Consider the following 22869-nt stretch of genomic DNA (forward strand, 5'->3'; position numbering starts at 1 on the left):
AGGTCTCTTTCAAGAGGGAGGGCCTCAGCCCTTGTTGGCGCCCAGGGTCAGTCCGCTGACGAACTGGCGCTGCAGTACGAAGTACACGATCAGGGTGGGGATCGCGGTGAGCAGGGCGCCCGCGGCCACCAGGTTGGGGTCGGTGAAGTACTGCCCGGAGAGGTTGTTCAACGCCGAGGTGATCGGCATGTTCTCGCCGGTGGAGATCAGCACGATCGCCCAGAAGAAGTCGTTGTAGATCCAGATCGAGAGCAGGGTGGCCAGGGCGGCCATCGCGGGCTTGCACAGCGGCAGCACGATCTGCCAGTACATGCGCCACACCGACGCCCCGTCGACCAGGGCGGCCTCGGTCAGCTCGTGCGGCAGCATCCGCATGTAGTTGCTGAGGACGAAGGCGCAGAACCCGGACTGGAACGCCACATGGATGAGCACCAGGCCGAGCGCGGAGTCGTACAGCTTGCCGGACACGGTGATGCCGGGCAGGTCGATCAGCAGGTACATCCGGTACAGCGGGGTGATGATGACCTGCTGCGGCAGCAGGTTGCCCGCGGTGAACACCAGCAGCAGGAAGATGTTCAGCCGGAAGTCGAAGCGGCTGACGTAGAAGGCGACCATCGACGACAGCAGCAGCGTGATCAGCACGGCCGGGACCGCGATGATCAGCGTGTTGCCGAAGTAGTGCAGCATGTCCGACTGCTGGAAGGCGTTGGTGAAGTTCTCCAGGCTCAGCTTGTGCGGCCAGGAGACATAACCCCGGTTGCTGGTCTCCGAGTACGGCCGCAGGGCCGCGAAGACGGCCCACAGCAGCGGGGCCAGCCAGGCCAGCGCGGTGACCACCAGGAACGTGTGCAGCAGGATCCGGGCCGGGCGGACCGGCGTGCGCTTCTTCAAGGCGATGGTGCTCATGCGCGCCGCTCCTTCCGGAAGGTCGCGATCAGGTACGGGATGATGACCGCGAGGGAGATGACCAGCAGCACCACCGCGATCGCGGAGCCGTAGCCGATCCGGCTGGACTCGCCGATGATGTTGTTGGTGATCAGGATCGACAGGAGTTCGGTGCCCTGGGCGCCCTTGTTGAACACGAACACCAGGTCGAAGGCGCGCAGCGCCTCGATGATCGTGACCACCAGGACGACGGTGTTGGTGGGGCGCAGGGTGGGGAAGATGACGTTCTTGAACGTCTGCCACTCGTTGGCGCCGTCCAGTGAGGACGCCTCCCGCAGGGACGGGTCCACGCCCTTCAGACCGGCCAGGTAGAGGATCATCATGTAGCCGGTGTGCCGCCAGGACGCGGCGATGAGCACCGCCCACAGGTTCAGGTGCGGGTTGCCGATCCAGTCGATGTAGTGGCCCGGCTTGTTCGCCCCGATCAGGCTGTTGATGAGGCCGGTGTCGGGGTTGTAGACCAGCTGCCACACGAAGCCGGTCACCGCGAGCGACACGACGACCGGCAGGAAGAACGCGGTCTGGTACACCCGGGAGAAGCGGATCTTCTTGTCCAGCTGGACGGCCAGGAACAGGCCCATCGGGGTGGGGATCAGGATGAGCACCACGAACCAGATGATGTTGTGCTGGACGGCCGGCCAGAACTGCGGGTTGTCGGTGAACAACTGCTTGAAGTTGTCCAGCCCCACCCACTTGATCGAGTCGAAGCCGATGCCGTCCCAGGTGGTGAAGGCCAGCGCGATGGAGGCCAGCGCGGTGACCCAGACCAGGGCCACGTGCAGGACGGTGGGCACGCCGGCCATGAAGCCGAGCGTGATGCGGTCACGGCGGGTCAGCAGGCGCTTGTGGCCCTGCGGGACCCGCGTGTGGACAGGCGCGGGCCCCGGAGCCGGCACGGCCGCCTCCGGGGTCTTCGTGGTCGTCTCGGAGCTCATCAGGACGCGAAGATCGTCTTCTTCTGGCGCTCGATCGAGGACAGCAGGCTGTCGACGCCCTTGGGGTTCTGGAGGAACTTCTGCAGACCCGGCTGCATCACCGTGGAGGTGAAGTCCGGCCGCGAGTCGCGGTCCATGAACTGGGTGAGGCTCTTGGCGTTGCTGATCATGTCGTACGCCTTCTTCTGCAGCGGCGTGTACGACGAGGTGTCGGCCTTGCTGGAGGCGGCCACGACGCTGGAGTCGGCCTTGAGGTAGATCTGCTCGGCCTCCGGCGTGCCCAGGAACTCCATCAGCTTCGCGGCACCCGCCTTGTTCTTGGGCGCCTTGGAGACCATGAAGCCGTCGGTGGGTGCCTCCACGGTGTCCTGCCCGAACTGCGGGTTGATCTCCGGGAAGGCGAAGAAGTCGAGGTCGTCGAGGTCGGCCTTGTTGGTGAACTGCTGGGCCACGAAGGAACCGAGGACGTACATGCCCGCCTTCTTCGACACCAGGGTCTGGGCGGCGTCCTGCCAGGTGCGGCCCATGAAGCCGTCCTGGTGGTAGGGCAGCAGCTCGGACCAGTGGTCGAAGACCGCCTTGACCTTCGGGTCCGTCCACGCCTCCTTGCCCGCCATCAGCGACTTGTGGAAGTCGTAGCCGTTGAGCCGGAAGTTGATCTGGTCGAAGGTGCCCATCGCCGGCCACGCGTCCTTGTCACCGAACGCGATCGGGACCAGGCCGTCCTTCTTCATCTGCTTGCACAGGGCCACCAGCTGGTCCCACGTCGTGGGGACCTTGTAGCCGTGCTGCTGGAAGACGCTCTTGCGGTAGAAGAGCGCCCACGGGTACGTGTACAGCGGCACGAAGTAGTACTTGCCGTCCTCGCCCTTGGACAGCTGCTTCATCGCATCGGGGAAGTTCCCGCCGATCTTCTGCCACACGTCGTCGATCGGGGTCGCGAGCTTCTTCGCCGCGAAGAACTGCATGCGGTAGCCCGCGAACCAGGTGAACACGTCGTCCGGCGTGGCCTGGAGGTAGGAGTTGATCTGCTCCTGGAAGGTGTTGTGGTCCTTCGTGTTCACGTCGACCTTGATGCCGGACTTCTTGGTGAAGGCGGCGTAGATCTCCGCGAAGGCCTTCTTGGGCACCGCGTCGGAGGAGTTGGAGCCGAGACTGACGGTCTTCGGGTCCGAGGAGGACCCACTGCTGCCGCACGCGGACAGCAGGGGTATGCCCGCACCCGCGAGCAGGGCTGCGCCACCGGCACCACGCAGCAGACTGCGACGGCTGGTCGCGGGAAGGGAGAGACCCGACGGGGAGAGGTCCATGTGCGGCTCCTGGAGGCAGGGGTTCGGTCACAACTACGCCACGTCGAAAAAAAGTCGAAACCGACCATAAATCAACTCGACCGAACATCGTGGCGCTTATATCAGTCCTATGTCCGGTCATGCGTCAAGAGCCGCCGGGGACCTTTGTGGAAATGTGACCGACATGTTCGTGATCGTTTCGGTCCGAGTGATCGAACGATCCCGCCCGGAGTTGAGAGTAAATGCCGGATTCGCGTCGCGGCCAAGGCCTGCTAGGCGACGATCCGGACCGACTTCGTCACACTGACCTGGTCGATCTCGGACGTCCGGACCGTGGCCTTCATGGTCCAGGTTCCGGCGAAGGGCACGGTGAGCGAGCTGGTCCCCCAGTAGCCGCCCTGATCGGTCAACCCGGCGTCGAGCGGGCCGATCTTCTGCGCGGGCAGGCTGAGGGAGAGCCGCAGCTCGGGGACGGTGACGATGCCGCCGTCGGGTCCGAAGACGACCGCCTGCACGGTGTTGTCGCCGACGCGGCCCGGGTCGAGGGTGATCTGCACCTTGCCGCGTGCGCGGCCGACCTCGAAGGGGATCGTCGTGACCGACGCGGCGGGCAGCCCGCCGGCCGTCGCGGGCGCCTCGGCCGCCTCGGCGGCCGCGCGGCCCGGCAGCGTGCTGCTGAGCACCGTCGTGAGCACCAGCACCACCACGCCGACGGCGACCTCGGCGAGCACACTGCGGCGCAGATTGCGCCGGCTCGTGCCGTGGGCGGCCGGGGCGGCCGGTTCCTCCACGGCGGCCGCGGCAGGCCCGCCCACGGGCTGCGGGACCCGTTCCCGTACGGCCGTCGCGGCGTCCGCCGCCACCAGCCGCGCGGTCCAGCGCCGCGAGAGCCCCGCGGCCGCCAGCAGGAGCACCACGGCGGCCAGTTTGGCCACCAGCAGGCGCCCGTACGTCGTCCCGGTGAGCGCGCTCCAGGAACCCAGCCCGCGCCAGGACTGGTAGACGCCGGTGACGACCAGGACGGCCACGCAGGCGAAGGCGATCCGGGAGAAGCGGGCCACGACTGCCGGAGGGAGCTCGGTGCGGTGGAGCGCGACCAGCAGCGCCGTGAGGCCGCCCAGCCAGACCGCCATGGCCAGCAGGTGCAGTACGGCGGACGCCGTCGCCAGGGGCACCTGGATGCCCGCCGAGGCGTGCTCGGAGGCGGCCCAGGTGAGCGCGAGAGCCACGCCGAGGGCTCCGCCGGCGGCGAGCAGGGGGCGCGGCCATGCGTCGCGTTTGCGGATTCGTACGGCGAACACGGCGACGACCAGCAGCAGGGCGAGGCGGGCCAGCAGGGCCAGCCCCGGACGGCCCGTGAGGGTGCGGGTGAGGGCGGAGGCGTCGAGGGCGGTCGCGGGGCCCGTGCCGGTCTCGTACGGAGCACGCAGCGCCAGCAGCGCCAGGGTGGTCCCGAGCAGCGTCCACCAGCCCACGACCAGGGGTTTGTGCAGCGGGCCGCGGTCCGTGGGGCGGCACAGGGCCACGAAGGCGGCCGTGCCGATCAGCAGGGCCGCCGCCAGGTAGGCCAGATAGCGGGCGATGTTGTAGAGACTGGCGGTCGCCGGGTTCTCGACCGGCCCGGTGTCCACCGTGGCGGCCGTCGCGGAGGCTTTGCCGACGGAGAAGGTGAACGCGCCGCCCACCGGGTGGCTGTCCGCCGAGACGACCCGCCAGGCCACGACATAAGTGCCCTTGGCGAGGTGCTTCGGCAGGGTCACGCTCGCCGTGTCGGGACGTCCCCCGGCGTGCTGTGCCCCGCCCGTGCGCACCCGCTGGTTGTTTGGGTCCAGGACGCGGAAGGAGTCGTCCAGCAGACCGACGGACTCGGTGAACGTCAGGGTGAGGGAGCGGGGCGCCGACCTGAGGACGGTGCCGTCCTCGGGGTCGGTGGACTTGAGGGCCGCATGGGCCGACGCGGGCCCCGCACCCCCGAGGACGAGCAGCACCAGCACGGCACCGAGCAGCACCAGCCCCTGAACTCCCCGCCGCCGCTGCCGCTCCCTGCGCTCACCGTCACATCCCACGCCGCTCTCCGTCCCGGCCTTCCCGCCTTCGCATAGGTACGGACGCGACGCGCCGGGCATTCACTACGCCTCCGGACGGCACAGTTCCGCGATCCGGTCGGCCTCGGCCGGGTACCGGGCGGTGAGCTCGGCCGCGTCCCCGTGCTCGTAGCCCTCGAAGGTGAACCCGGGCGCCATCGTGCACCCGAAGAACGTCCATGCCCCGCCCGCGAGGACCCGTCCGCCCATCCAGGTGCCGGCCGGCACGGTCGTCTGCGGCTGCTGGCCGCCGAGCACGTCCGGTCCGAGCACCACCGTCCTGGACGTCCCGTCCGGGGCGAGGAGCAGCAGCTCCAGCGGATCGCCCAGGTAGAAGTGCCAGATCTCGTCGGTGGGCAGGCGGTGCAGGGCCGAGTGGTCGTCGGCCGTCAGCAGGGCGACGATGGCGGTGCCCTCCGGCCGTCCGTCGGCGCGCTCGGGGCCCGCCCAGGTCTGGCGGAACAGGCCGCCCTCACGCGGGATCGGTTCCATTCCGTAGTGCGCGACAAGGTCCTCGGGAGTCATTCCGGGAAGGCTACCTCCCGCCGCAGAAAGGCCAGTTGAGCCTGCTTCTCGGGCAGGTACACGTCCGGGAGGTCGATCTCGGGCAGCACGACCGCCCCACCCGCCTCGAACCCCTGCCGCAGGAAACGGGCGATCGCCCTCGTGTTGCGCACATCGGGATCGACCACGATCCGGCGCCGGTCCAGGCCCTTCAGGACATACGACGTGATGACTCCGAACAGCGCCGTCGACCAGCCGGACCGCGTCCCGTCAGGGCCGGCGGGCGCGAGCAGGACATGGACGCCGATGTCGCCTGCCTGCACCTCGTAGCACTCGCTGACCCGGTCGGCCTCCGGCTCGTACGTCTGCAGCAGTGCGGCCGGTGTGCCGTCCTTGAGCAGCAGGAAGGCGTGATGGGTGTCGAGGGTGTCCAGGTGCGCGTAGATCCCGGCCACTTGGCCGCGGGTGAGGCCGTTCATGCCCCAGAAGACGGCACGCTCCTCGGCGGCCCAGCGGTGGACGACCTCCGCGTCCCCCTGCGGGTCGAGGGGACGGACGCGGACGGTGCCGAACCCGTCGACGCTCTCCTCGTGGACGTACACGTCACTCATGGGTCTCCTTCTCCAGGAGGTCGAAGTCGGTGACGACCGGGACGAGATCGCCCTTGAGCCACAAGGGGAGCTGGTCGTCGTGGTGGGGCGAGCCCGGGACACCGGACGCGCCGAAGGGAACGACCCAGAGGCTGTCCTCGCGGCGGGCCAGATCCCACACGTAGCGGGCGGCGGGCCCGCGCGCGGCCAGATCGGTCAGCCCGGGCACGGCGGAGGTGCACAGCACACAGTCGTGGTCGCCCGAGAGCCCCGGCCCCTCGTACGGCACCCGGGTGAGCGCCCGCCAGGGAGCGAGCCGGTGGGTGTCCCCCCACGTTCCGGCGGGCGGCTCGGCGGCCACCTCCTCCAGGGCCGCCCGCACGGCGTCCGCCCGGTCGACGCCGTACAACTCCTCGGCGCTCAGCAGGTGTTCAAGGGCGAAGCCGATGCGCGGGAGCAGGGCGAGCCAGGGGAGGAAGACCTCGGGCCAGTCGGGCGGAGTGGACAGTGCGGCGAAGGAGGGGTGTGCCGCGAGATGCCGTACGACCGCGCCGCGCACCGCCGCGTAGACCGCCGCGTCGGTGCTGCCCGCGTCCATACGGCGGTCCCAGCGCAGCAGGCGCTCGCGCAGGGCGGCGGCCTCGGGGGAGAGGTCCTCGAGGGCGGCCAGGTGGTCCAACAGGGGTGCGGAGGAGGCGAGATGGGTGTCCGTGTGGATCGCCGGCATGTCGCCCGCCGACCACCGCTCCTTCCTGGCCAGCAGCGCGGCGATGCGGTCCGCGCGGTGGGGCGGGGCGAACTCGACGCCGAGCGGGGTCGCGAGGCCGCGCTGGTTGGCCATCACCGCGACGGAGTCGGTGAGTTCGGCGGCTCGCGGCATCTCGTGCCAGCCCCGCCACTCGTGCCCGGGCTCCCAGGCCGGGACCAGCCGACGCCGATTGGCCTCGGCCCGCACCGGCACCCGCCCCGCGACACGGTGCAGCAGACCGCCTTCGGTGTCGGCGGCCTGAACGACGTTGACGGGCTCGGCCCACAGGTCGACAGCACGGTCCACATCGGCGACCCGCCGGGCCCGCAGGAGGGGGAGGAGCGCACTGAAGCCGAGGTCGCTGGTGACGCGAGGCGGGTAGCGCAGGGCGATTCCAGCCCGTCCGGCGTTTGAGGACAAGGCCCCTTCAAGGCCGACCGGGGGCCTGGGGGCAGAGCCCCCAGGGACGGGAAGGGAAGGGGCGGCGGGGGCGAAGATCCCCCCGGCGATCACCGGCCCCCGCTCCGTCTCGATCACCTCGACCTCGACCGCCCCCTCCCCCGCCACCTCGACGCTCTCCGTGTGCCGGGAGGCCCGCCGCCACAAACCGTCCGGCCCGAGGGCCTCCACACCGGCCCCCGTACGCCGCAGCCGCTCCCGGTACAGGTCCTGGTAGTCGGCCATGGCGTTGGTGATCGCCCAGGCGACCGTGCCGGCATGGCCGAAGTGAGCGATACCGGGAACGCCCGGCACGGCAAGACCGACGACGTCGAACTCCGGGCAGGAGAGGTGAATCTGCTGATAGACCCCGGGGTCCTCGACGAGCCGGTGCGGGTCCCCCGCGATGACGGCGTGACCGGTCGTGGTCCGCGCCCCGCCGACCAGCCAGCCGTTGCTGCCGGAGCTGCCGGGCCCGTCGGCGGCGAACAGGCCGACGGCCTCCTCGCCCAGGTGCGCCGCGGCGTGCTCGCGCCACAGCTTGGCCGGGAACCCGGCGAACAGGATGTGCGTGGCGAGCCAGATGCCGAGCGGGGTCCAGGGCTCCCAGCGTCCGGGGGCGAGAGCGACGACGTCGAACTCGGGGGCCGCAGGACCGCTTTCCAGTCCGTCGTTGACCCCGTCGACGTACGCCCGCACCCAGTCCGCCGTCTCCGGGTCCCGTTCCTCCAGGGCCGCCCAGCAGCGCCGGGCGGTGTCGTCGAGGCGGGCCTGCCGGGCGAACAGGTCCCAGGGCAGGGCCTGAGGGCCGAGGAAGGACGCCGAGGTGCCCCGCGCACGGTGCCGCCCGTCCTCCAGCTGCCAGGCGCGGTCGCGGGCGGTCACCAGGCCCTGTGCGCGGGCGAGTTCGCGGGCGCTGCCGGCGCGCAGGTGCGGGATGCCCCACACGTCGCGGTGGATCTCGATCGTCACGCTGCAACCCCCAGCCAATTAAGGCAAGCCTTGCCTTAGTAATTCGTGCTGGAATCGTACGCGAGGCGCGAAAGCGGCATGATCGGAGGCATGGACGTCACCCTGCACCTCGCCCAGGACCCCCAGGCCGACGAGCTCCTCGGACGCTCCCCGCTCGCCGCCCTCGTCGGGATGCTGCTCGATCAGCAGGTCCCGATGGAGTGGGCGTTCAAGGGGCCGCGCACGATCGCGGACCGCCTGGGCACCGACGACCTGGACGCGCACGAGATCGCCGTCATGGATCCGGACGCCTTCGCCGCACTGCTCTCCGAGAAGCCGGCCGTGCACCGCTACCCGGGCTCCATGGCCAAACGCGTCCAGCAGCTGTGCCAGTACCTCGTCGAGCACTACGACGGCAACGCCGAGCTCGTCTGGAAGGACGTGGCCGACGGGCGCGAGCTTCTGAAGCGCCTCCAGGAGCTGCCCGGCTTCGGCAGGCAGAAGGCGCAGATCTTCCTGGCGCTGCTGGGCAAACAGCTCGGCGTACGGCCCGAGGGCTGGCGGGAGGCCGCGGGCGGATACGGCGAGGCCAACTGCCACCGCTCCGTCGCCGACATCGAGGGACCGGAGTCGCTGGCCAAGGTCCGGGCGCACAAGCAGGAGATGAAGGCGGCCGCGAAGGCCGCGAAGGCCGCCGGGAAATAGCGCAGGCGGCGGGAGACAGCCGTCAGCCGACCGGCTCCCAGGGGTGGCGCGCCGACCGCGGCAGGTCCAACCATGGAACATGACCGAGCCATCGAGCGGCTCCTCCGCGGGCCCACAGGACGACGACCGCAAGGTCCACGCCGCCGGACGCGAGCCGGGCCCGCATGGGCCGGAGCTCCCCTTCGAAGGCCCCCTGCACGCCCTCTCCCGCGCCGCCTGGCAGGTCGTCCTGCTCACCGGCGTCGCCTCCCTGGTCCTCGGCCTCCTGGTCCTGATCTGGCCGGACGCCTCGCTGCTCGTGGTCGGCGTCCTCTTCGGCGTCTACCTCCTGGTCAGCGGCATCTTCCAGCTGGTCGCCGCCTTCGGCACACACACGACCACGGCCCTGCGCATCCTGGCCTTCATCAGCGGTTCCCTGTCGATCCTGCTGGGCCTGTTCTGTCTGCGCGGCCCGATGCGGTCGATCCTGCTGCTGGCCCTGTGGATCGGCATCGGCTGGCTCATCCGCGGAATCACCCAGACCCTGGCCGCCGCCTCGGACAGCACCATGCCGGCCCGCGGCTGGCAGATCTTCCTCGGGATCGTGACCTTCCTCGGCGGCATCGTGCTGATCGACTCTCCGTTCGCATCGGTCGCCGTCCTCACCCTGGTCGGCGGCATCTGGCTGGTCGCGGTCGGCGTGGTCGAGATCGTCACCGCGATCCGCATCCGGAGCCGGGCCCGGGAGGTGCCACGCACCCTTTGAGCCGTATCGGGTCCCCCGAACGGGCGGTTCTCGGCCCCGACATGCTCAAGGCGGGACAAACCATGGGCAAATGACCTCTCGTGAGCACCGTACGACGCCTCTCCCGCGGCCACGCCTGGCTGCGGACGCTCGTCCTGCTGCTCGCCCTGCTGGTCCCGGGCGCCCACGCCGAGGTGCATGCGGCACCGCCCTCGGCCACGGAGATCGTCGAGTACGACGCCCTGGACGCGGCCGTGCGGCCACCGGCCGACGCTCTGCACCGCACCGTCGTGGCCCTGCGCCCCGCCCCGCTCCAGGCCCCGCCCCTCGACACGCCCGCGGCCCGCCACCTCTCCACTCCGCCCCGGCCGCCGTACGCCCTGCACGCCCTGCGCTCCGTGGTCCTGCGCTGCTGACAGATCCCGACCCCCCGGAAAAGTCAGTCACCACGCAAGGAACCAAGGAACACAGCCATGCCCACCGACCCGTACGCGGTCCTGCGCGCCCTGCTGCGCGCCGAAGCCGCGCGCAACGCACCGAAACAGAATCTGAAGCAGCCGGAGCCGAAGCAGCCCCCGAAGGAGCGGGACCGCTGACTGTGCCGGCGGAGGCGGATGTTCCCCGTGAACCACCGCCTCCGCCGGGCCGACGGGCACCGTCCACAGCCTGTGCGTAACACCCGTACGGATTGTTTGTCCCGATTTGCAACTTCTTTTCGGTACCCGCACTGCGTCGCCATGGCTGCGCCCGGAAGGTCTTGACCGGTAGGCTTTCCGTGTGATCTTCAAGCGCATCGGAAACGGCCGGCCGTACCCCGACCACGGCCGGGAAAGCACCCGGCAGTGGGCGGACGTCGCGCCGCGCCCGGTCCGCCTCGATCAGCTCGTCACCACCAAGGGACAGCTCGACCTGGAGACTCTCCTGGCCGAGGACTCGACCTTCTACGGCGACCTGTTCGCACACGTCGTCAAGTGGCAGGGCGACCTGTATCTCGAGGACGGCCTCCACCGCGCGGTGCGGGCCGCGCTGCAGCAGCGCCAGGTGCTGCACGCGCGCGTGCTCGAACTCGACTGACGCATGCTCCCGAAGGCCTGCCGGTGACGGCTTGGCCCTTTCGGGTTCACCTGTGCGGCCTCGAATGATCATCTAGTAGGCATCGCCGCCCGGGCGCACTACGCTGCGCTCATGAGCATGCTGACCCCCCCGGGTATGGGCGGCAAGTACCGGATCACGGGGGACAAATACCCACGGATGCGCAGGCGCCGGCGCGGCAGGCTCGGGGTCGCCCTGGTGGCCTCCGTCGCCGCACTCGGCCTGGTCGGCTGGGGCACGCTGCAGCTCATCGACCTCTTCACCGGCGGCGGCGAGAAGGCCTCGGCGGCCGGCCCCAAGGCGGACTGCACGGCCAAGGCGAGCCCGTCGGCCGACACCAGGAAAGCCGCCGCGCCCAAGCCCGGCACGATCACGGTCAACGTCTACAACGCCACCGAGCGCAGCGGTCTGGCCAAGAACACGGCGGACGAGCTGAAGAAGCGCGGCTTCAAGATCGGCGACGTGGGCAACGCGTCCAAGGAGTTCGACAAGAAGGTCAAGGGCACCGCCATACTGCTCGGCGCCCCGTCGACCCTGAACAGCTCGCTGCCCGTGCTCGCCACGCAGCTCGCCGGCGCCGAGAAGCGGGCCGACACCCGCAAGGGCACCGCCGTCGACCTGATCCTCGGCACGGCCTTCAAGGACCTCACCCCGAAGGCAGCCGCGGACAAGGCGCTGGCGGCACTGACGAACCCGCAGCCGACGCCCACGTCTTCGAAGAAGAGCTGCTGAGCGCGATCGCGCCATAGGGGTGCGGTTGTGCGGGGACTGCGGGTCCGTGGTGGCTGGTCGCGCAGTTCCCCGCGCCCCTGAGGGCGCTACAGCGCACGCCTACTCGGCCGCCCCGTAGAGGCGGTCCCCCGCGTCCCCCAGCCCCGGCACGATGTACCCGTGCTCATTGAGCCGCTCGTCGACGGCCGCCGTCACCACCGTCACCGGCGTGCCGGCCAGCTCACGCTCCATGAGCTCGACCCCCTCGGGGGCCGCGAGAAGCACCACCGCGGTCACATCGTCCGCCCCACGCTTGATCAGCTCCTGGATCGCCGCGACCAGGGTGCCCCCGGTGGCCAGCATCGGGTCCAGGACGTACACCTGACGCCCGGAGAGGTCCTCGGGCATGCGGGAGGCGTACGTCGACGCCTGCAGCGTCTCCTCGTTGCGGATCATGCCGAGGAAGCCCACCTCGGCCGTCGGCAGCAGCCGGACCATGCCGTCGAGCATGCCGAGGCCGGCCCGCAGGATCGGCACCACCAGGGGCCGCGGGCGGGCCAGCTTGACGCCGGTGGTCGCGGAGACCGGCGTCGTGATGTCGACCTGTTCGGTGCGCACGTCGCGCGTGGCCTCGTAGGCGAGCAGGGTGACCAGCTCGTCGGCGAGACGGCGGAAGGTCGCGGAGTCGGTGCGCTGGTCGCGCAGCGTGGTGAGCTTGTGGGCGACCAGGGGGTGGTCGACGACGTGGAGACGCATGCCCTAACAGTAACCGCGCCCCGTTGCGCCCACCCGCCTCCCACCGCCGCCCTGCTTCGAGAGGGCTTCGCCCTCGCTCCTTGGACCCGAGCTGGCATCAAACCGCCCATCAGAGGGAAAGTGGGAGGACGTACCGGGGGGTGGTGTGCCCATGCCTGACCTGCCTGAGCGTGAAACCCGACAGGACTCGCCGTCGGCCGAGACCGACGCCGAGCGCCGGCGCCGCAGGGCCCAGTTCCTGCGTGACCTCGCCGAAGCCCGTGAGCTGCGGGACCGTGTCCAGCCCAGGCGCGCGAAGACCGCACGGCTGCGCCACGCCATGCGCATGCGCACTTTCCGCTGGTAGCCCGGGGCCGACTCGGGACGCGCCTGAGGGCAACCCGTTGCGTGCACACGCCGATCGCCGCGTACGATCCCGCTCGTGGCCGATCAAAGACGGCGGACACAGGGTGCCGAAGACGTCCCCTGAACGCCTTGTTTCTGCCACGATTCCGAGTGGGTGGGGCTCGGAGCACAGCTCTCCCCGCCCTGAGCCCCGCCGGGGGGACCTCCAACCGGCACGCCTAAGACCAGTGGGAGAGTCACGGTGTACTTCGCCGCACTGCTCGCGCGCACCGAAGACGGGTGGGAAGCGAGCGACACAGAGCTCGACGATGTGGAAACCCTGTCGGATCTCGCCGACCTCGCCCGGGAAGCCTCGACCGAGGACGACACGGTGCTCATCCTGATCGAGCAGGAAGAAACCTGGTTCGGCATCGTCCGCGTCGACGGCGAGGACGACCCTCGTATCTACGTCTCGGACGCCGCCGCCGCTGCCCGCAGCAGCTACGGCGAGATCCTGCTCACCGACGAACTGCTCGGAAGGGAGCCCGGCGACGACGACCCCGACCTGGACTCCCTCGACCTCGACGGCACCGAGGACGGTGAGGACGAGGAAGACGGCGACGAGGACGCGCCGTCCGCCGAGTCCGTGCCGCACAGCCCCGTCGGCGACGCCGAGATCCTCGACGACCTCGGTGTCGGCGCCAAGGAGCTGCGCACCCTCGACGAGGACGCCCTGAACACGATCGCCGAGGCCCTGGGCGCCTCGGAGGTCCTGGAGACCGTCCGCTGACCGCTGCAGCGACCCAAGGAGGCACCCCCGACCCGGTACGCGACCGCTGGCGGGCCGCGATGCGGCTCGCCCTGGACGAGGCCGGACGGGCCGGCGCCGACGTGCCCGTGGGCGCCGTCGTGCTGGCCCCGGACGGCACGACCGTGCTCGGCGCCGGACACAACGAACGCGAGGCCACCGGTGACCCGACGGCGCACGCCGAGGTCCTCGCGATCCGCCGGGCCGCGGCCGACCTCGGGGAGTGGCGGCTGTCCGGCTGCACCCTCGTCGTCACGCTGGAGCCCTGCACGATGTGCGCGGGCGCGCTCGTGCAGTCCCGCGTGGACCGTGTCGTCTACGGCGCCCGCGACGAGAAGGCCGGCGCGGCCGGCTCCCTCTGGGACGTCGTACGCGACCGGAGGCTCAACCACCGCCCCGAGGTGATCGAGGGCGTGCTCGCCGAGGAATGCGCCCGGATCCTCACCGAATTCTTCCGCTCCCGCTGAAGACCGACCGACCCCTGGACACCGACCCCGAATACCGATTTCAAAGCACTGCCCGGCGTGCTGTAAGGTCTCCCTCGGTAGCGTGTCCGAGCGGCCGAAGGAGCTCGCCTCGAAAGCGAGTGTGGCGCAAGTCACCGAGGGTTCAAATCCCTCCGCTACCGCTCTGGGAAGGGCCCCGTCGAGAGACGGGGCCCTTCGTGCGATCATGTGCGGTCGTGGGGCAACAGTGACTGGGGAGGCCGCAATGGCGGTGAATGCCAAGAAGATCGCCGTCTATGCGCTCGTGGTCTTCGCGCTGTACGTCATCATCACGGACCCGGCCAAGGCGGCCGACTACGTCCAGATAGGGTTCGAGGGCATATCGGACGCCGCCAAGGCCATAGGCGACTTCTTCACCTGGCTCGCCAACGGCGCCCACTAGGCCCGCAGCTAGGAGCGCACATGATCCGCCATCTCGTCCTGTTCAAGCTCGACGAGGGCGTCGAGCGCGACGACCCGCGCGTCCTGGAGGGCGTCGACGCCTTCCGGTCGCTGGACGGGAAGATCCCCGAGATCCGCTTCTGGGAGCTGGGCTGGAACATCAGCGACCGCCCCATCGCGTACGACTTCGCCATCAACTCCGGCTTCGACGACGTGGCCGCGCTGCGCCGCTACGTCGAGCATCCGGAGCACCAGGCGGGCGTGACGCTGTGGAAGGAGTTCTCCACCTGGGTGATCGCCGACTACGAGTACTGAGCCGGACCCCGCTGGGCCCTGCGCCATGAAGGCGCAGGGCCTTTATGCGTATTGAGCCCCAACTTGCCCTCAACACGGCGTTATGCGGTGCTTGCGCACAGTGCACATCTCTTGTGATGCTATGACCGCTTTTGCCGAATACATTGATCGATTGCGAGGTGGAGTTGACCGTGCCGGCCAGTACTGCGCCTCAAGCACCGCCCCTGGAGGCCGCCGAGGCCCCGCCGGACGCCGCACCGCCGCGCAGCCGCGGTGCCGACACCCGGGCCCTCACCCAGGTCCTCTTCGGCGAACTGAAGGGGCTGGGGCCGGGCACGCCGGAACACGACCGGGTGCGCGGGGCGCTCATCGAGGCCAACCTCCCGCTCGTGCGCTACGCGGCCGCCCGCTTCCGCTCCCGCAACGAGCCGATGGAGGACGTGATCCAGGTCGGCACCATCGGGCTCATCAACGCGATCGACCGCTTCGACCCGGACCGGGGCGTGCAGTTCCCGACCTTCGCGATGCCGACCGTCGTCGGCGAGATCAAGCGCTACTTCCGGGACAACGTCCGCACGGTCCACGTCCCGCGCCGGCTGCACGAGCTGTGGGTGCAGGTCAACAGCGCGACCGAGGACCTGACGACCGCCTTCGGGCGCACCCCGACGACCGCCGAGATCGCCGAACGGCTGCGCATCACCGAGGAGGAGGTGCTCTCCTGCATCGAGGCCGGCCGGTCGTACCACGCGACCTCCCTGGAGGCGGCCCAGGAGGGCGACGGGCTGCCCGGGCTGCTGGACCGGCTCGGCTACGAGGATCCGGCCCTGGACGGCGTCGAGCACCGCGACCTCGTCCGCCATCTCCTCGTGCAACTCCCGGAACGGGAACAGAGAATCCTTCTTCTGCGCTACTACAGCAACCTCACCCAGTCGCAGATCAGTGCGGAACTCGGCGTCTCCCAGATGCATGTCTCGCGGCTACTCGCGCGTAGCTTCCAGCGGCTGCGATCCGCAAACAGGATCGAGGCGTAACCGGCACGAGCGAATCGCTCACCAGGGCCGTTCCCGACAGTTCTGCGCTGAAAAAGCCTCAGACCCCCTTTTTCCAGGGCTGATTCGCATCTCGCATGTCGACATGTCACTACAGCGTGTTGCCGACATGTGACATTCTTCCCCAAGCGCGTTTGCCGCGGCTTCGGCTCCGGTATTCAGGTGAAGGCTGAACTCCTCGCCAGAGGAGCTCCGGCCACGACCGTCCCGCGACCCAGAGGGGGTGGCATGTCCGCAGACCAGGGCAGCTCGAAGGTGCTCACGCTCACGAAGAGCGAGTCAGCGCCCGCCGACGCCGTGCCCGGCTCCATCGACGCGATGGCAGCCGTCGACACCGCACCGGCCCCGGCCCTTACGGCCGCTGACATCCCGGCCCCGCCGGCCTCGGATGCCATCGACACCCGCACCCTGTCCCGCTCCCTTTTCCTGCGGCTCGCCGCACTCGACGACAACAGCCCCGAGCGCGCCTACGTCCGGGACACCCTCATCGAGCTCAACCTCCCGCTGGTGCGCTACGCGGCGGCCCGCTTCCGCTCGCGCAACGAGCCGATGGAGGACATCGTCCAGGTCGGCACCATCGGCCTGATCAAGGCGATCGACCGCTTCGACTGCGAACGGGGCGTGGAGTTCCCGACCTTCGCGATGCCGACGGTCGTCGGCGAGATCAAGCGGTTCTTCCGCGACACCTCGTGGTCGGTGCGGGTCCCGCGCCGCCTCCAGGAGCTGCGCCTGGCCCTCACCAAGGCCAGCGACGAGCTCTCCCAGAAGCTGGACCGCTCCCCGACCGTCCCCGAACTCGCCGCCGTGCTCGGCGTCTCCGAGGAGGACGTGGTCGACGGCCTCGCGGTCGGCAACGCGTACACGGCCTCCTCGCTGGACTCCCCGGCGCCCGAGGACGACGGCGGCGAGGGATCCCTCGCGGACCGGCTCGGCTACGAGGACACCGCCCTGGAGGGCGTCGAGTACCGCGAGTCCCTCAAGCCCCTGCTGGCCAAACTCCCGCCCCGCGAGCGGCAGATCATCATGCTCCGCTTCTTCGCCAACATGACCCAGTCGCAGATCGGCGAGGAGGTCGGCATCTCGCAGATGCACGTCTCCCGGCTGCTGACCCGGACCCTGGCACAGCTGCGGGAGGGGCTCATCTCCGACTGAGCCCTTCCTTCCTGACGGAGTGTCAGCCACACTGGCGCGATGCTTCGGACGACATGGACACCTGGCCGTCGAGGCGCCGTGATCGGCGCGTCGGCGGCCGTCGTCTGCCTGGGCGCCGCGCTGGCCGCGTGCGGGGGCGGCGGGGCGGAGGGGTACGTCGCCACGGGACCGGTGGGCGGTGCGCCTCAGGCGTCCGGTACGGCCGTGGCGCCGACGGGCGGGGTGACGTTCGTACCGCTGGACGGACCGCGGAAGGACCGCCGGGACGCCCCTGCGGCCGAGGGCGGCACCGGCTCCGGGAGCAGGACTTCGCCCGGCGTCCCGGCAGCGGCGCCCGACCAGTTCGCCGGCTCCCCGGGTGACGGCGCCAAGGCCGGCCGTACGGCGACGGATTCGGCGTCGCCGACGACAACTCCCGGCCGCACGGCCACCGCTGGGCCCGCGGTTGTCACCTGGAGCGACCCGGCCCGGAAAGCAACCGACAAGCGCTGGTGCGAGGACGTCACGCTGGACTTCGCCAACTCCGGCGGCAGCGCGGTGCGTTCCGGCACGGTGACCTTCGGGACGCACATCATCGGCGCCCTCGGGATCGACTGGGGGACCGTCGAGCAGACCGCCGGGCTTCCGGTGCCGATCGGGGCCGGGGTGCGCAAGGAGAAGACCTGGACGGTGTGCGTCGACGCCTGGCGCGTGCCGCTCGGCATGCACATCGAGACGCGGGACGTCACCGTCCAGTGGAATTGACTTGCTCTCCGGGCTGAAGCCCGGAGATTCTGGCCTTCTCGATCGTTGCCGTGCCGCTACGCGGCACGGTTTCCGGTCGGGAGCCCGTGGCTTCCTGTTTCTTCGCGCTGTGCCGGAATTGCTCCCGGTCTTACCGGCGCTCCGCAGGCCGTCACCGCCAGTCCGGCGGCCGTCTTCACGTTGATCGCGGCGTTGGTGTCGCGGTCGTGGACGGTGCCGCAGGCGGCACAGGTCCACTCTCGGATGTTCAGGGGTTTGGGTCCGTCCACGGCGCCGCAGGTGGAGCAGGTCTGGGAGGTCGGCTCGAACCGGCCGATCTTGACCAGGCTGCGGCCGTACCGCTGTGCTTTGTAGGCCAGCATGCTGAGGAACTGTGCCCATCCGGCGTCGTGCACGGACTTGGCCAGCTTCGTGCGCGCGAGTCCTATCACCGCCAGGTCCTCCACGGCGATCCCTTGGTTCTCGGAGATCAGCTTCGTGGAGAGCTGATGGTGGAACTCACGGCGTGCGTCCGCCACTTCGACGTGAGCGCGGGCGACCTTGAGGCGGGCCTTGGCCCGGTTCTTTGATCCCTTCTGCTTGCGGGCCAGCTCCCGCTGGGCCTTCTTCAGCTTCTTCTCCGCGCGCCGGAGGAAGCGAGGGGAGTCGATCTTCGTGCCGTCGGAGAGGACGGCGAAGTGGGTGAGGCCGAGATCGATGCCGATGGTGCGGTCGGTGTTGGGCATCCGGGTCGCGTCGGCGGCCGGGTCGGTGTCGATGACGAAGGAGGCGAAATACCTGCCGGCCGCGTCCTTGATGACGGTGACGCTGGAGGGCACGGCGGGCAGAGCGCGGGACCATTTCACCTGCACCGCGCCGATCTTGGGCAGGTTCAGCTTCCCGCACGCGGTAATCGACCAGCGAGCGTTGGCGGTGAAGCGGATGGACTGCCGTGCGTCCTTGCGGGACTTCATGCGCGGCTCACCCGCCCGCGCCCCATTGCGCTCGCCCTTGAGGGAGGCGAAGAAGTTGGCGTAGGCGCGCTCGCAGTCGCGCAGCGCCTGTTGCAACACCACCGCGGAGACCTCGCCCAGCCAGGCCCGCTCGGGCCGCCGCTTCGCCTCGGTGATCAGCAGGCGGGACAGCAGACCGAGCTTCGGATACGGACGGTCCTGGGCGTGGGCCTCGCGCCGGGCGCGGACAGCGTCGTTGTAGACAACACGGGCACAGCCGAACGCCCGACCCAGCACGGCCTGTTGACCGCTGGTGGGGTAGAGACGGAAGGCATACCTGAGCTGCACGGCAAGGACGCTACCCGCGTGGACCAGACCCCAACAGCGCGAAGATCCCTATTGATCGGTATCGACTCCCAAGCGCACATGTTCACGGTCTTCGTGACCACGTTCGGGGAGAAAGTGCTCACCGGTCCGTTTCTCCCAGCTCTCCGTGATGAAGCCTGAGCAGTCGCACCCCGGATGCTCCGCCCGCTTCGCGGGCATGCCGCCGTGACGCTCCGCGTCACGACGCCCGACTTGCTTCACCATCAGCGTGAACGCCAGTGCGCTGCGAATGAATCCCGGTAGCGATTCACCTGGGAGCGGCGGATCGTCTGGAAGTAGCGGTCCGCTCTTACTTCAGCGCGAGCCAGGCCACCGCCGCCACGACCGCCACGGCCACGACGATGCCGACGATCAGGCCGATGCGCGGACCGGCCGGCGCGGGCGCCTGCTGCTGACGGCGGCCCTGCGGGCCCTCGTCGACGAACGCGCGGAACATCTGGGTGCTGCCTGCGGGGTCGTGGTTGCCCTGGGGGCCCTGGGGGTTAGCCATAGCCCGAGACCCTAGCGAATCACCAGTTGTGGCCCAAGTGGGGGGCGGTTCGTGGACGTAACCGCCCTCACCTGCATGTTTGCTTTCCCCATACGCGCCTTTGCCAAGTTTTTGTCCTCCGTCCGGGGCGTTTTATTTGCCTGTAGCAACCAATAACTTCTATGGTTGCCCCAAGCAACGAATGTGGGAGGTGTGATGGCCGAGCGGGCGCAGTACGAGGAGCTGCTGAGGCAGTTCAGCGGCTTCGGCGCCGTGAAGCGGGAGCTGGGGCGGATCATGCCGTCCGACTGCCCGAGCGGCAGCGCCGCGGTGCTGACCCTTCTCGGACGCTACGGCGACATGCGCATGAGCAAGCTCGCCGAACTGCTCTCCGTGGACATGTCGGTCACCAGCCGCCATGTCACGCACCTCGCCGAGCGCGGCTGGATCGACCGGTCCCCCGACCCGGCGGACAAGCGGTCCCGGATCCTGCACCTGACGCCCGCGGGCCTGGCCCGGCTGGAGGCGCTGTCCGAGCGGACCACCCAGCTGCTGGCCGAGCGGCTCGCCGACTGGAGCGACGAGGAGGTCGCCCAGCTCAGCAGGCTCATGGAACGCCTGAGGGCCAGCTTCGACGACTGCCGCGCCCTGCCGCCCCGGCTCCCGCCCCCCGCACGCGAACTCGAACCGACAACCCGTACACCCGCAAGCACTTAAGAGAAGGAAGCCCATGGCAACGACCACACCAACCGGTGTGCGGGCTCATGCCAAGCACGGGGGAGGCTCCCACGAGTACGCCCCCATGACGCACCGGCAGATCATGGAGGCCATCTCCGGTCTGCTGCTCGGCATGTTCGTGGCGATCCTGTCGTCCACGATCGTCACCAACGCCCTGCCGCACATCATCAGCGACCTCGGCGGCGGCCAGTCCGCCTACACCTGGGTCGTCACCGCCGCCCTGCTGTCGATGACCGCGGCCACTCCCCTGTGGGGCAAGCTGGCCGACCTGTACAGCAAGAAGGCGCTCGTCCAGATAGCCCTGGTCATCTACGTCCTGGGATCCGCGGCCGCGGGTCTGTCGCAGAACGCCGGCATGCTGATCGCCTGCCGTGTCGTCCAGGGCATCGGCGTCGGCGGTCTCTCCGCCCTCGCCCAGATCGTCATGGCCGCGATGATCTCCCCGCGCGAGCGCGGCCGTTACTCCGGCTACCTCGGCGCCACCTTCGCCGTCGCCACCGTCGGCGGCCCGCTGCTCGGCGGCGTCATCACCGACACCAGCTGGCTCGGCTGGCGCTGGTGCTTCTACGTCGGCGTCCCCTTCGCCGTGCTCGCGCTGATCGTGCTGCAGAAGACGCTGCACCTGCCGGTCGTGAAGCGGGACGTGAAGGTCGACTGGGCCGGCGCGTTCTTCATCGCCGCCGCCGTCTCCCTGCTGCTGGTCTGGGTCACCTTCGCCGGTGACAAGTACGACTGGCTGTCCTGGCAGACGTACACGATGGTCGCCGGTTCGATCGTCCTCGGTCTGGTCTTCGTGCTCGTCGAGTCGAAGGCGAGCGAGCCGATCATCCCGCTGCGCCTGTTCCGCAACCGCACCATCACCCTCGCGTCGCTGGCCTCGCTGTTCGTCGGTGTCGCGATGTTCACCGGCACGGTCTTCTTCAGCCAGTACTTCCAGCTGGCCCGCGGCAAGTCCCCGACGATGTCCGGTGTCATGACCATCCCGATGATCGGCGGGCTGTTCATCTCCTCCACCGTCTCGGGGCAGTTCATCACCCGCACCGGGCGCTGGAAGGCGTGGCTGGTCAGCGGTGGCGTGCTGGTGACGGCGGGCCTCGGCCTGCTGGGCACCATCCGCTACGACACGGCGTACTGGAAGATGTCGATCTTCATGGCGCTGCTGGGTCTCGGCATCGGCATGATGATGCAGAACCTGGTGCTGTGCACGCAGAACCAGGTCGACCCGAGCGACCTCGGCTCCGCCAGTTCCACGGTCACCTTCTTCCGTTCGCTCGGCGGTGCGGTCGGCGTCTCCGCGCTCGGCGCGGTCATGGCCCACCGGATCACCCACTACGTCAAGGACGGCATCGCCGCCCTCGACCCGCAGTACCGTGCGGCGCTGGCCGGCTCCAGCTCCTCCACCGACAGCATCCCGGACCTGGGCAAGCTGCCGGCCCCCATCCGCACTCTCATGGAGAGCGCCTACGGCCACGGCATCGCCGATGTCTTCCTGATCGCGGGCGCCCTGGCGGCCGTCGCGTTCCTGATCACCCTGTTCATCAAGGAAGTCCCGCTGAAGACCAAGGGCGCGCTGGCGCAGGCCACTGCCGCGGAGGAGACGCCGGCCGGGTCGGGGGCCGCTCCGGCCGCCGCCGAGGCCCCTTCTGCTCCGGCTGCCGAGCACGTCCCGAGCTGGGCCGTGTCCTCCGACACGGAGACCGCCGCCGACGGCACACAGCGGCTGTCCGCCGTGGCGACCATCGCCCGCCCCGAGGAGCCGGCCGGCTCCGGCGGGATCCCGGTGCGCGGCTTCGTCCGCGGCAACGAGGGCGCGCCCGTGCCGCAGGCCGCGGTCACGCTGATCTCGCTGGCGGGACGGCAGCTGGGCCGGTCGGTCGCGCAGGCCGACGGTTCCTACGCCGTCGAGGCGCCGAGCGTGGGCAGTTACGTCCTGATCGCCGCCGCCGACGGGTTCCAGCCGCAGGCGTCCACGGTCGTGGTCAACGGTGAGCCGGTCTCGTACGACATCCTGCTCAGCGGCACCAGCGGGCTGAGCGGTGTGGTGCGGGCCGCCGAGACCACGCTGCCCGTCAAGGACGCGATGGTCATCGTGACCGATGTCCGCGGGGAGCTGCTGGCCACCGCCGCCACCGGTGAGCAGGGCGAGTTCTCCCTGGCCGAGCTGGTGCCCGGGACCGTGACCGTCGCGGTGAACGCCGCCGGGTACCGGCCGCGCGCCCTGCCCGTCGAGGTGGGCGGCGCCGGAGTCACCCGTATCGAGATCGACCTCGACTCGGGCGCCCAGCTCCAGGGCGTCGTCCGCGCCCCGCACGGCCCGCTGGCCGACGCCCGGGTCACCCTGGTCGACGCGGCGGGCAACGTGGTCGGGACGGCCACCACCGGCACGGACGGGGCCTACGCCTTCACCGATCTGAACGGCGGCGACTACACGGTCATCGCGTCGGGCTACCCGCCGGTCGCGACCGCCCTCACGGTGAACGGCCGCGGAGTCGACGACCACGACATCGAACTGGCCCATCCGGGCGAGTAGTCCGGTACTCCGGCCCGTGGCGGACGGCGTGCGCGCTCTGAGCGGAGGTGCGCGCCCGGCGCCACGGGCCGGTCGCTTCACGA

At 69.9% G+C, this 22869-nt stretch carries 26 protein-coding genes and 1 tRNA gene; 17 read left to right on the top strand and 10 right to left on the bottom strand.

Features of this window, described 5'->3' with window-relative positions; all coding sequences use genetic code 11:
• Window positions 1-24: 24 nt before the first annotated feature.
• The 7 genes from ACWC1K_RS36325 to ACWC1K_RS36355 form a co-directional block, all read right to left on the bottom strand.
• On the bottom strand, window positions 25-906 hold the full coding sequence (locus ACWC1K_RS36325; protein ID WP_351477497.1) for a carbohydrate ABC transporter permease: 882 nt from the start codon (window positions 904-906) through the stop codon (window positions 25-27).
• Complete coding sequence (locus ACWC1K_RS36330; RefSeq protein WP_450837178.1) at window positions 903-1880, bottom strand: carbohydrate ABC transporter permease; 978 nt, start codon at window positions 1878-1880, stop codon at window positions 903-905. Before ACWC1K_RS36330 ends, ACWC1K_RS36325 begins: the two co-directional genes overlap by 4 nt.
• Window positions 1880-3190: an ABC transporter substrate-binding protein gene (locus tag ACWC1K_RS36335; protein ID WP_450837179.1), complete on the bottom strand. Its 1311-nt coding sequence runs from the start codon at window positions 3188-3190 to the stop codon at window positions 1880-1882. The genes ACWC1K_RS36330 and ACWC1K_RS36335 overlap by 1 nt, the downstream gene beginning before the upstream one ends.
• A gap of 251 nt (window positions 3191-3441) precedes the next feature.
• On the bottom strand, window positions 3442-5178 hold the full coding sequence (locus ACWC1K_RS36340) for a copper resistance CopC/CopD family protein (protein ID WP_450837219.1): 1737 nt from the start codon (window positions 5176-5178) through the stop codon (window positions 3442-3444).
• Between the two features lie 120 nt (window positions 5179-5298).
• Window positions 5299-5778 (bottom strand): cupin domain-containing protein, encoded by a 480-nt coding sequence (locus ACWC1K_RS36345; RefSeq protein WP_450837180.1) that lies wholly within the window; start codon window positions 5776-5778, stop codon window positions 5299-5301.
• Window positions 5775-6368: a GNAT family N-acetyltransferase gene (locus tag ACWC1K_RS36350; RefSeq protein WP_450837181.1), complete on the bottom strand. Its 594-nt coding sequence runs from the start codon at window positions 6366-6368 to the stop codon at window positions 5775-5777. The genes ACWC1K_RS36345 and ACWC1K_RS36350 overlap by 4 nt, the downstream gene beginning before the upstream one ends.
• Window positions 6361-8505 (bottom strand): penicillin acylase family protein, encoded by a 2145-nt coding sequence (locus tag ACWC1K_RS36355; protein ID WP_450837182.1) that lies wholly within the window; start codon window positions 8503-8505, stop codon window positions 6361-6363. The genes ACWC1K_RS36350 and ACWC1K_RS36355 overlap by 8 nt, the downstream gene beginning before the upstream one ends.
• A gap of 90 nt (window positions 8506-8595) precedes the next feature.
• On the opposite strand from ACWC1K_RS36355, the gene ACWC1K_RS36360 reads away from it, so the two are divergent.
• The 6 genes from ACWC1K_RS36360 to ACWC1K_RS36385 all read left to right on the top strand — a co-directional run bounded on the left by ACWC1K_RS36360 (window position 8596) and on the right by ACWC1K_RS36385 (window position 11737).
• Window positions 8596-9189, top strand: a complete 594-nt coding sequence (locus tag ACWC1K_RS36360; RefSeq protein WP_450837183.1) for an HhH-GPD-type base excision DNA repair protein — start codon at window positions 8596-8598, stop codon at window positions 9187-9189.
• A 79-nt stretch (window positions 9190-9268) separates the two neighbouring features.
• Complete coding sequence (locus ACWC1K_RS36365; protein ID WP_450837184.1) at window positions 9269-9934, top strand: HdeD family acid-resistance protein; 666 nt, start codon at window positions 9269-9271, stop codon at window positions 9932-9934.
• Window positions 9935-10014: 80 nt separating this feature from the next.
• Window positions 10015-10329, top strand: coding sequence for a hypothetical protein (locus ACWC1K_RS36370; protein WP_450837185.1), 315 nt, complete (start codon window positions 10015-10017; stop codon window positions 10327-10329).
• A gap of 57 nt (window positions 10330-10386) precedes the next feature.
• Entirely contained in the window at window positions 10387-10509 is a 123-nt protein-coding gene (locus tag ACWC1K_RS36375) for a hypothetical protein (protein WP_351477522.1), read from the top strand.
• Window positions 10510-10690: 181 nt separating this feature from the next.
• Window positions 10691-10987 carry a type II toxin-antitoxin system VapB family antitoxin gene (locus tag ACWC1K_RS36380; RefSeq protein ID WP_003999914.1) on the top strand — a complete coding sequence of 99 codons (297 nt, stop codon included), beginning with the start codon at window positions 10691-10693 and terminating at the stop codon, window positions 10985-10987.
• 111 nt (window positions 10988-11098) lie between these two features.
• Window positions 11099-11737, top strand: a complete 639-nt coding sequence (locus ACWC1K_RS36385; protein ID WP_450837186.1) for a LytR C-terminal domain-containing protein — start codon at window positions 11099-11101, stop codon at window positions 11735-11737.
• A 99-nt stretch (window positions 11738-11836) separates the two neighbouring features.
• Here the strand turns inward: ACWC1K_RS36385 and upp are convergent, their stop codons facing one another.
• Complete coding sequence (gene upp / locus ACWC1K_RS36390) at window positions 11837-12472, bottom strand: uracil phosphoribosyltransferase (RefSeq protein ID WP_450837187.1); 636 nt, start codon at window positions 12470-12472, stop codon at window positions 11837-11839.
• A gap of 151 nt (window positions 12473-12623) precedes the next feature.
• Here upp and ACWC1K_RS36395 point away from each other — a divergent pair, with 151 nt between their 5' ends.
• The 9 genes from ACWC1K_RS36395 to ACWC1K_RS36435 all read left to right on the top strand — a co-directional run bounded on the left by ACWC1K_RS36395 (window position 12624) and on the right by ACWC1K_RS36435 (window position 17730).
• Complete coding sequence (locus ACWC1K_RS36395; RefSeq protein WP_030938598.1) at window positions 12624-12818, top strand: hypothetical protein; 195 nt, start codon at window positions 12624-12626, stop codon at window positions 12816-12818.
• Window positions 12819-13058: 240 nt separating this feature from the next.
• Window positions 13059-13586 (top strand): tRNA adenosine deaminase-associated protein, encoded by a 528-nt coding sequence (locus ACWC1K_RS36400; protein ID WP_450837188.1) that lies wholly within the window; start codon window positions 13059-13061, stop codon window positions 13584-13586.
• A gap of 59 nt (window positions 13587-13645) precedes the next feature.
• The gene (gene tadA, locus ACWC1K_RS36405; protein WP_351477534.1) at window positions 13646-14071 is read left to right on the top strand and encodes a tRNA adenosine(34) deaminase TadA; all 426 of its coding nucleotides are present in this window, start codon (window positions 13646-13648) and stop codon (window positions 14069-14071) included.
• Between the two features lie 76 nt (window positions 14072-14147).
• Window positions 14148-14232 (top strand) — tRNA-Ser (locus ACWC1K_RS36410).
• 83 nt (window positions 14233-14315) lie between these two features.
• Window positions 14316-14492 (top strand): hypothetical protein, encoded by a 177-nt coding sequence (locus tag ACWC1K_RS36415; RefSeq protein WP_384259040.1) that lies wholly within the window; start codon window positions 14316-14318, stop codon window positions 14490-14492.
• A 20-nt stretch (window positions 14493-14512) separates the two neighbouring features.
• Window positions 14513-14806 (top strand): Dabb family protein, encoded by a 294-nt coding sequence (locus ACWC1K_RS36420; RefSeq protein WP_351477540.1) that lies wholly within the window; start codon window positions 14513-14515, stop codon window positions 14804-14806.
• A gap of 170 nt (window positions 14807-14976) precedes the next feature.
• A complete protein-coding gene (locus ACWC1K_RS36425; RefSeq protein ID WP_450837189.1) occupies window positions 14977-15816 on the top strand; it encodes an RNA polymerase sigma factor SigF in 840 nt (279 codons plus the stop codon).
• A 246-nt stretch (window positions 15817-16062) separates the two neighbouring features.
• Window positions 16063-16986, top strand: coding sequence for an RNA polymerase sigma factor SigF (locus ACWC1K_RS36430; RefSeq protein ID WP_450837190.1), 924 nt, complete (start codon window positions 16063-16065; stop codon window positions 16984-16986).
• Window positions 16987-17025: 39 nt separating this feature from the next.
• On the top strand, window positions 17026-17730 hold the full coding sequence (locus ACWC1K_RS36435; protein ID WP_450837191.1) for a hypothetical protein: 705 nt from the start codon (window positions 17026-17028) through the stop codon (window positions 17728-17730).
• A gap of 56 nt (window positions 17731-17786) precedes the next feature.
• Here ACWC1K_RS36435 and ACWC1K_RS36440 read toward each other — a convergent pair whose 3' ends face one another.
• A complete protein-coding gene (locus ACWC1K_RS36440; RefSeq protein ID WP_450837192.1) occupies window positions 17787-19010 on the bottom strand; it encodes an RNA-guided endonuclease InsQ/TnpB family protein in 1224 nt (407 codons plus the stop codon).
• Between the two features lie 328 nt (window positions 19011-19338).
• Window positions 19339-19539, bottom strand: coding sequence for a hypothetical protein (locus ACWC1K_RS36445; protein WP_099929976.1), 201 nt, complete (start codon window positions 19537-19539; stop codon window positions 19339-19341).
• A 195-nt stretch (window positions 19540-19734) separates the two neighbouring features.
• Between ACWC1K_RS36445 and ACWC1K_RS36450 the strand changes: the two genes are divergently transcribed.
• Both ACWC1K_RS36450 and ACWC1K_RS36455 read left to right on the top strand, forming a co-directional pair.
• On the top strand, window positions 19735-20235 hold the full coding sequence (locus tag ACWC1K_RS36450; protein WP_450837193.1) for a MarR family winged helix-turn-helix transcriptional regulator: 501 nt from the start codon (window positions 19735-19737) through the stop codon (window positions 20233-20235).
• 13 nt (window positions 20236-20248) lie between these two features.
• On the top strand, window positions 20249-22786 hold the full coding sequence (locus ACWC1K_RS36455; protein ID WP_450837194.1) for an MFS transporter: 2538 nt from the start codon (window positions 20249-20251) through the stop codon (window positions 22784-22786).
• Window positions 22787-22869: the final 83 nt, after the last annotated feature.

It is taken from the genome of Streptomyces sp. NPDC001492 (genome assembly GCF_053597275.1).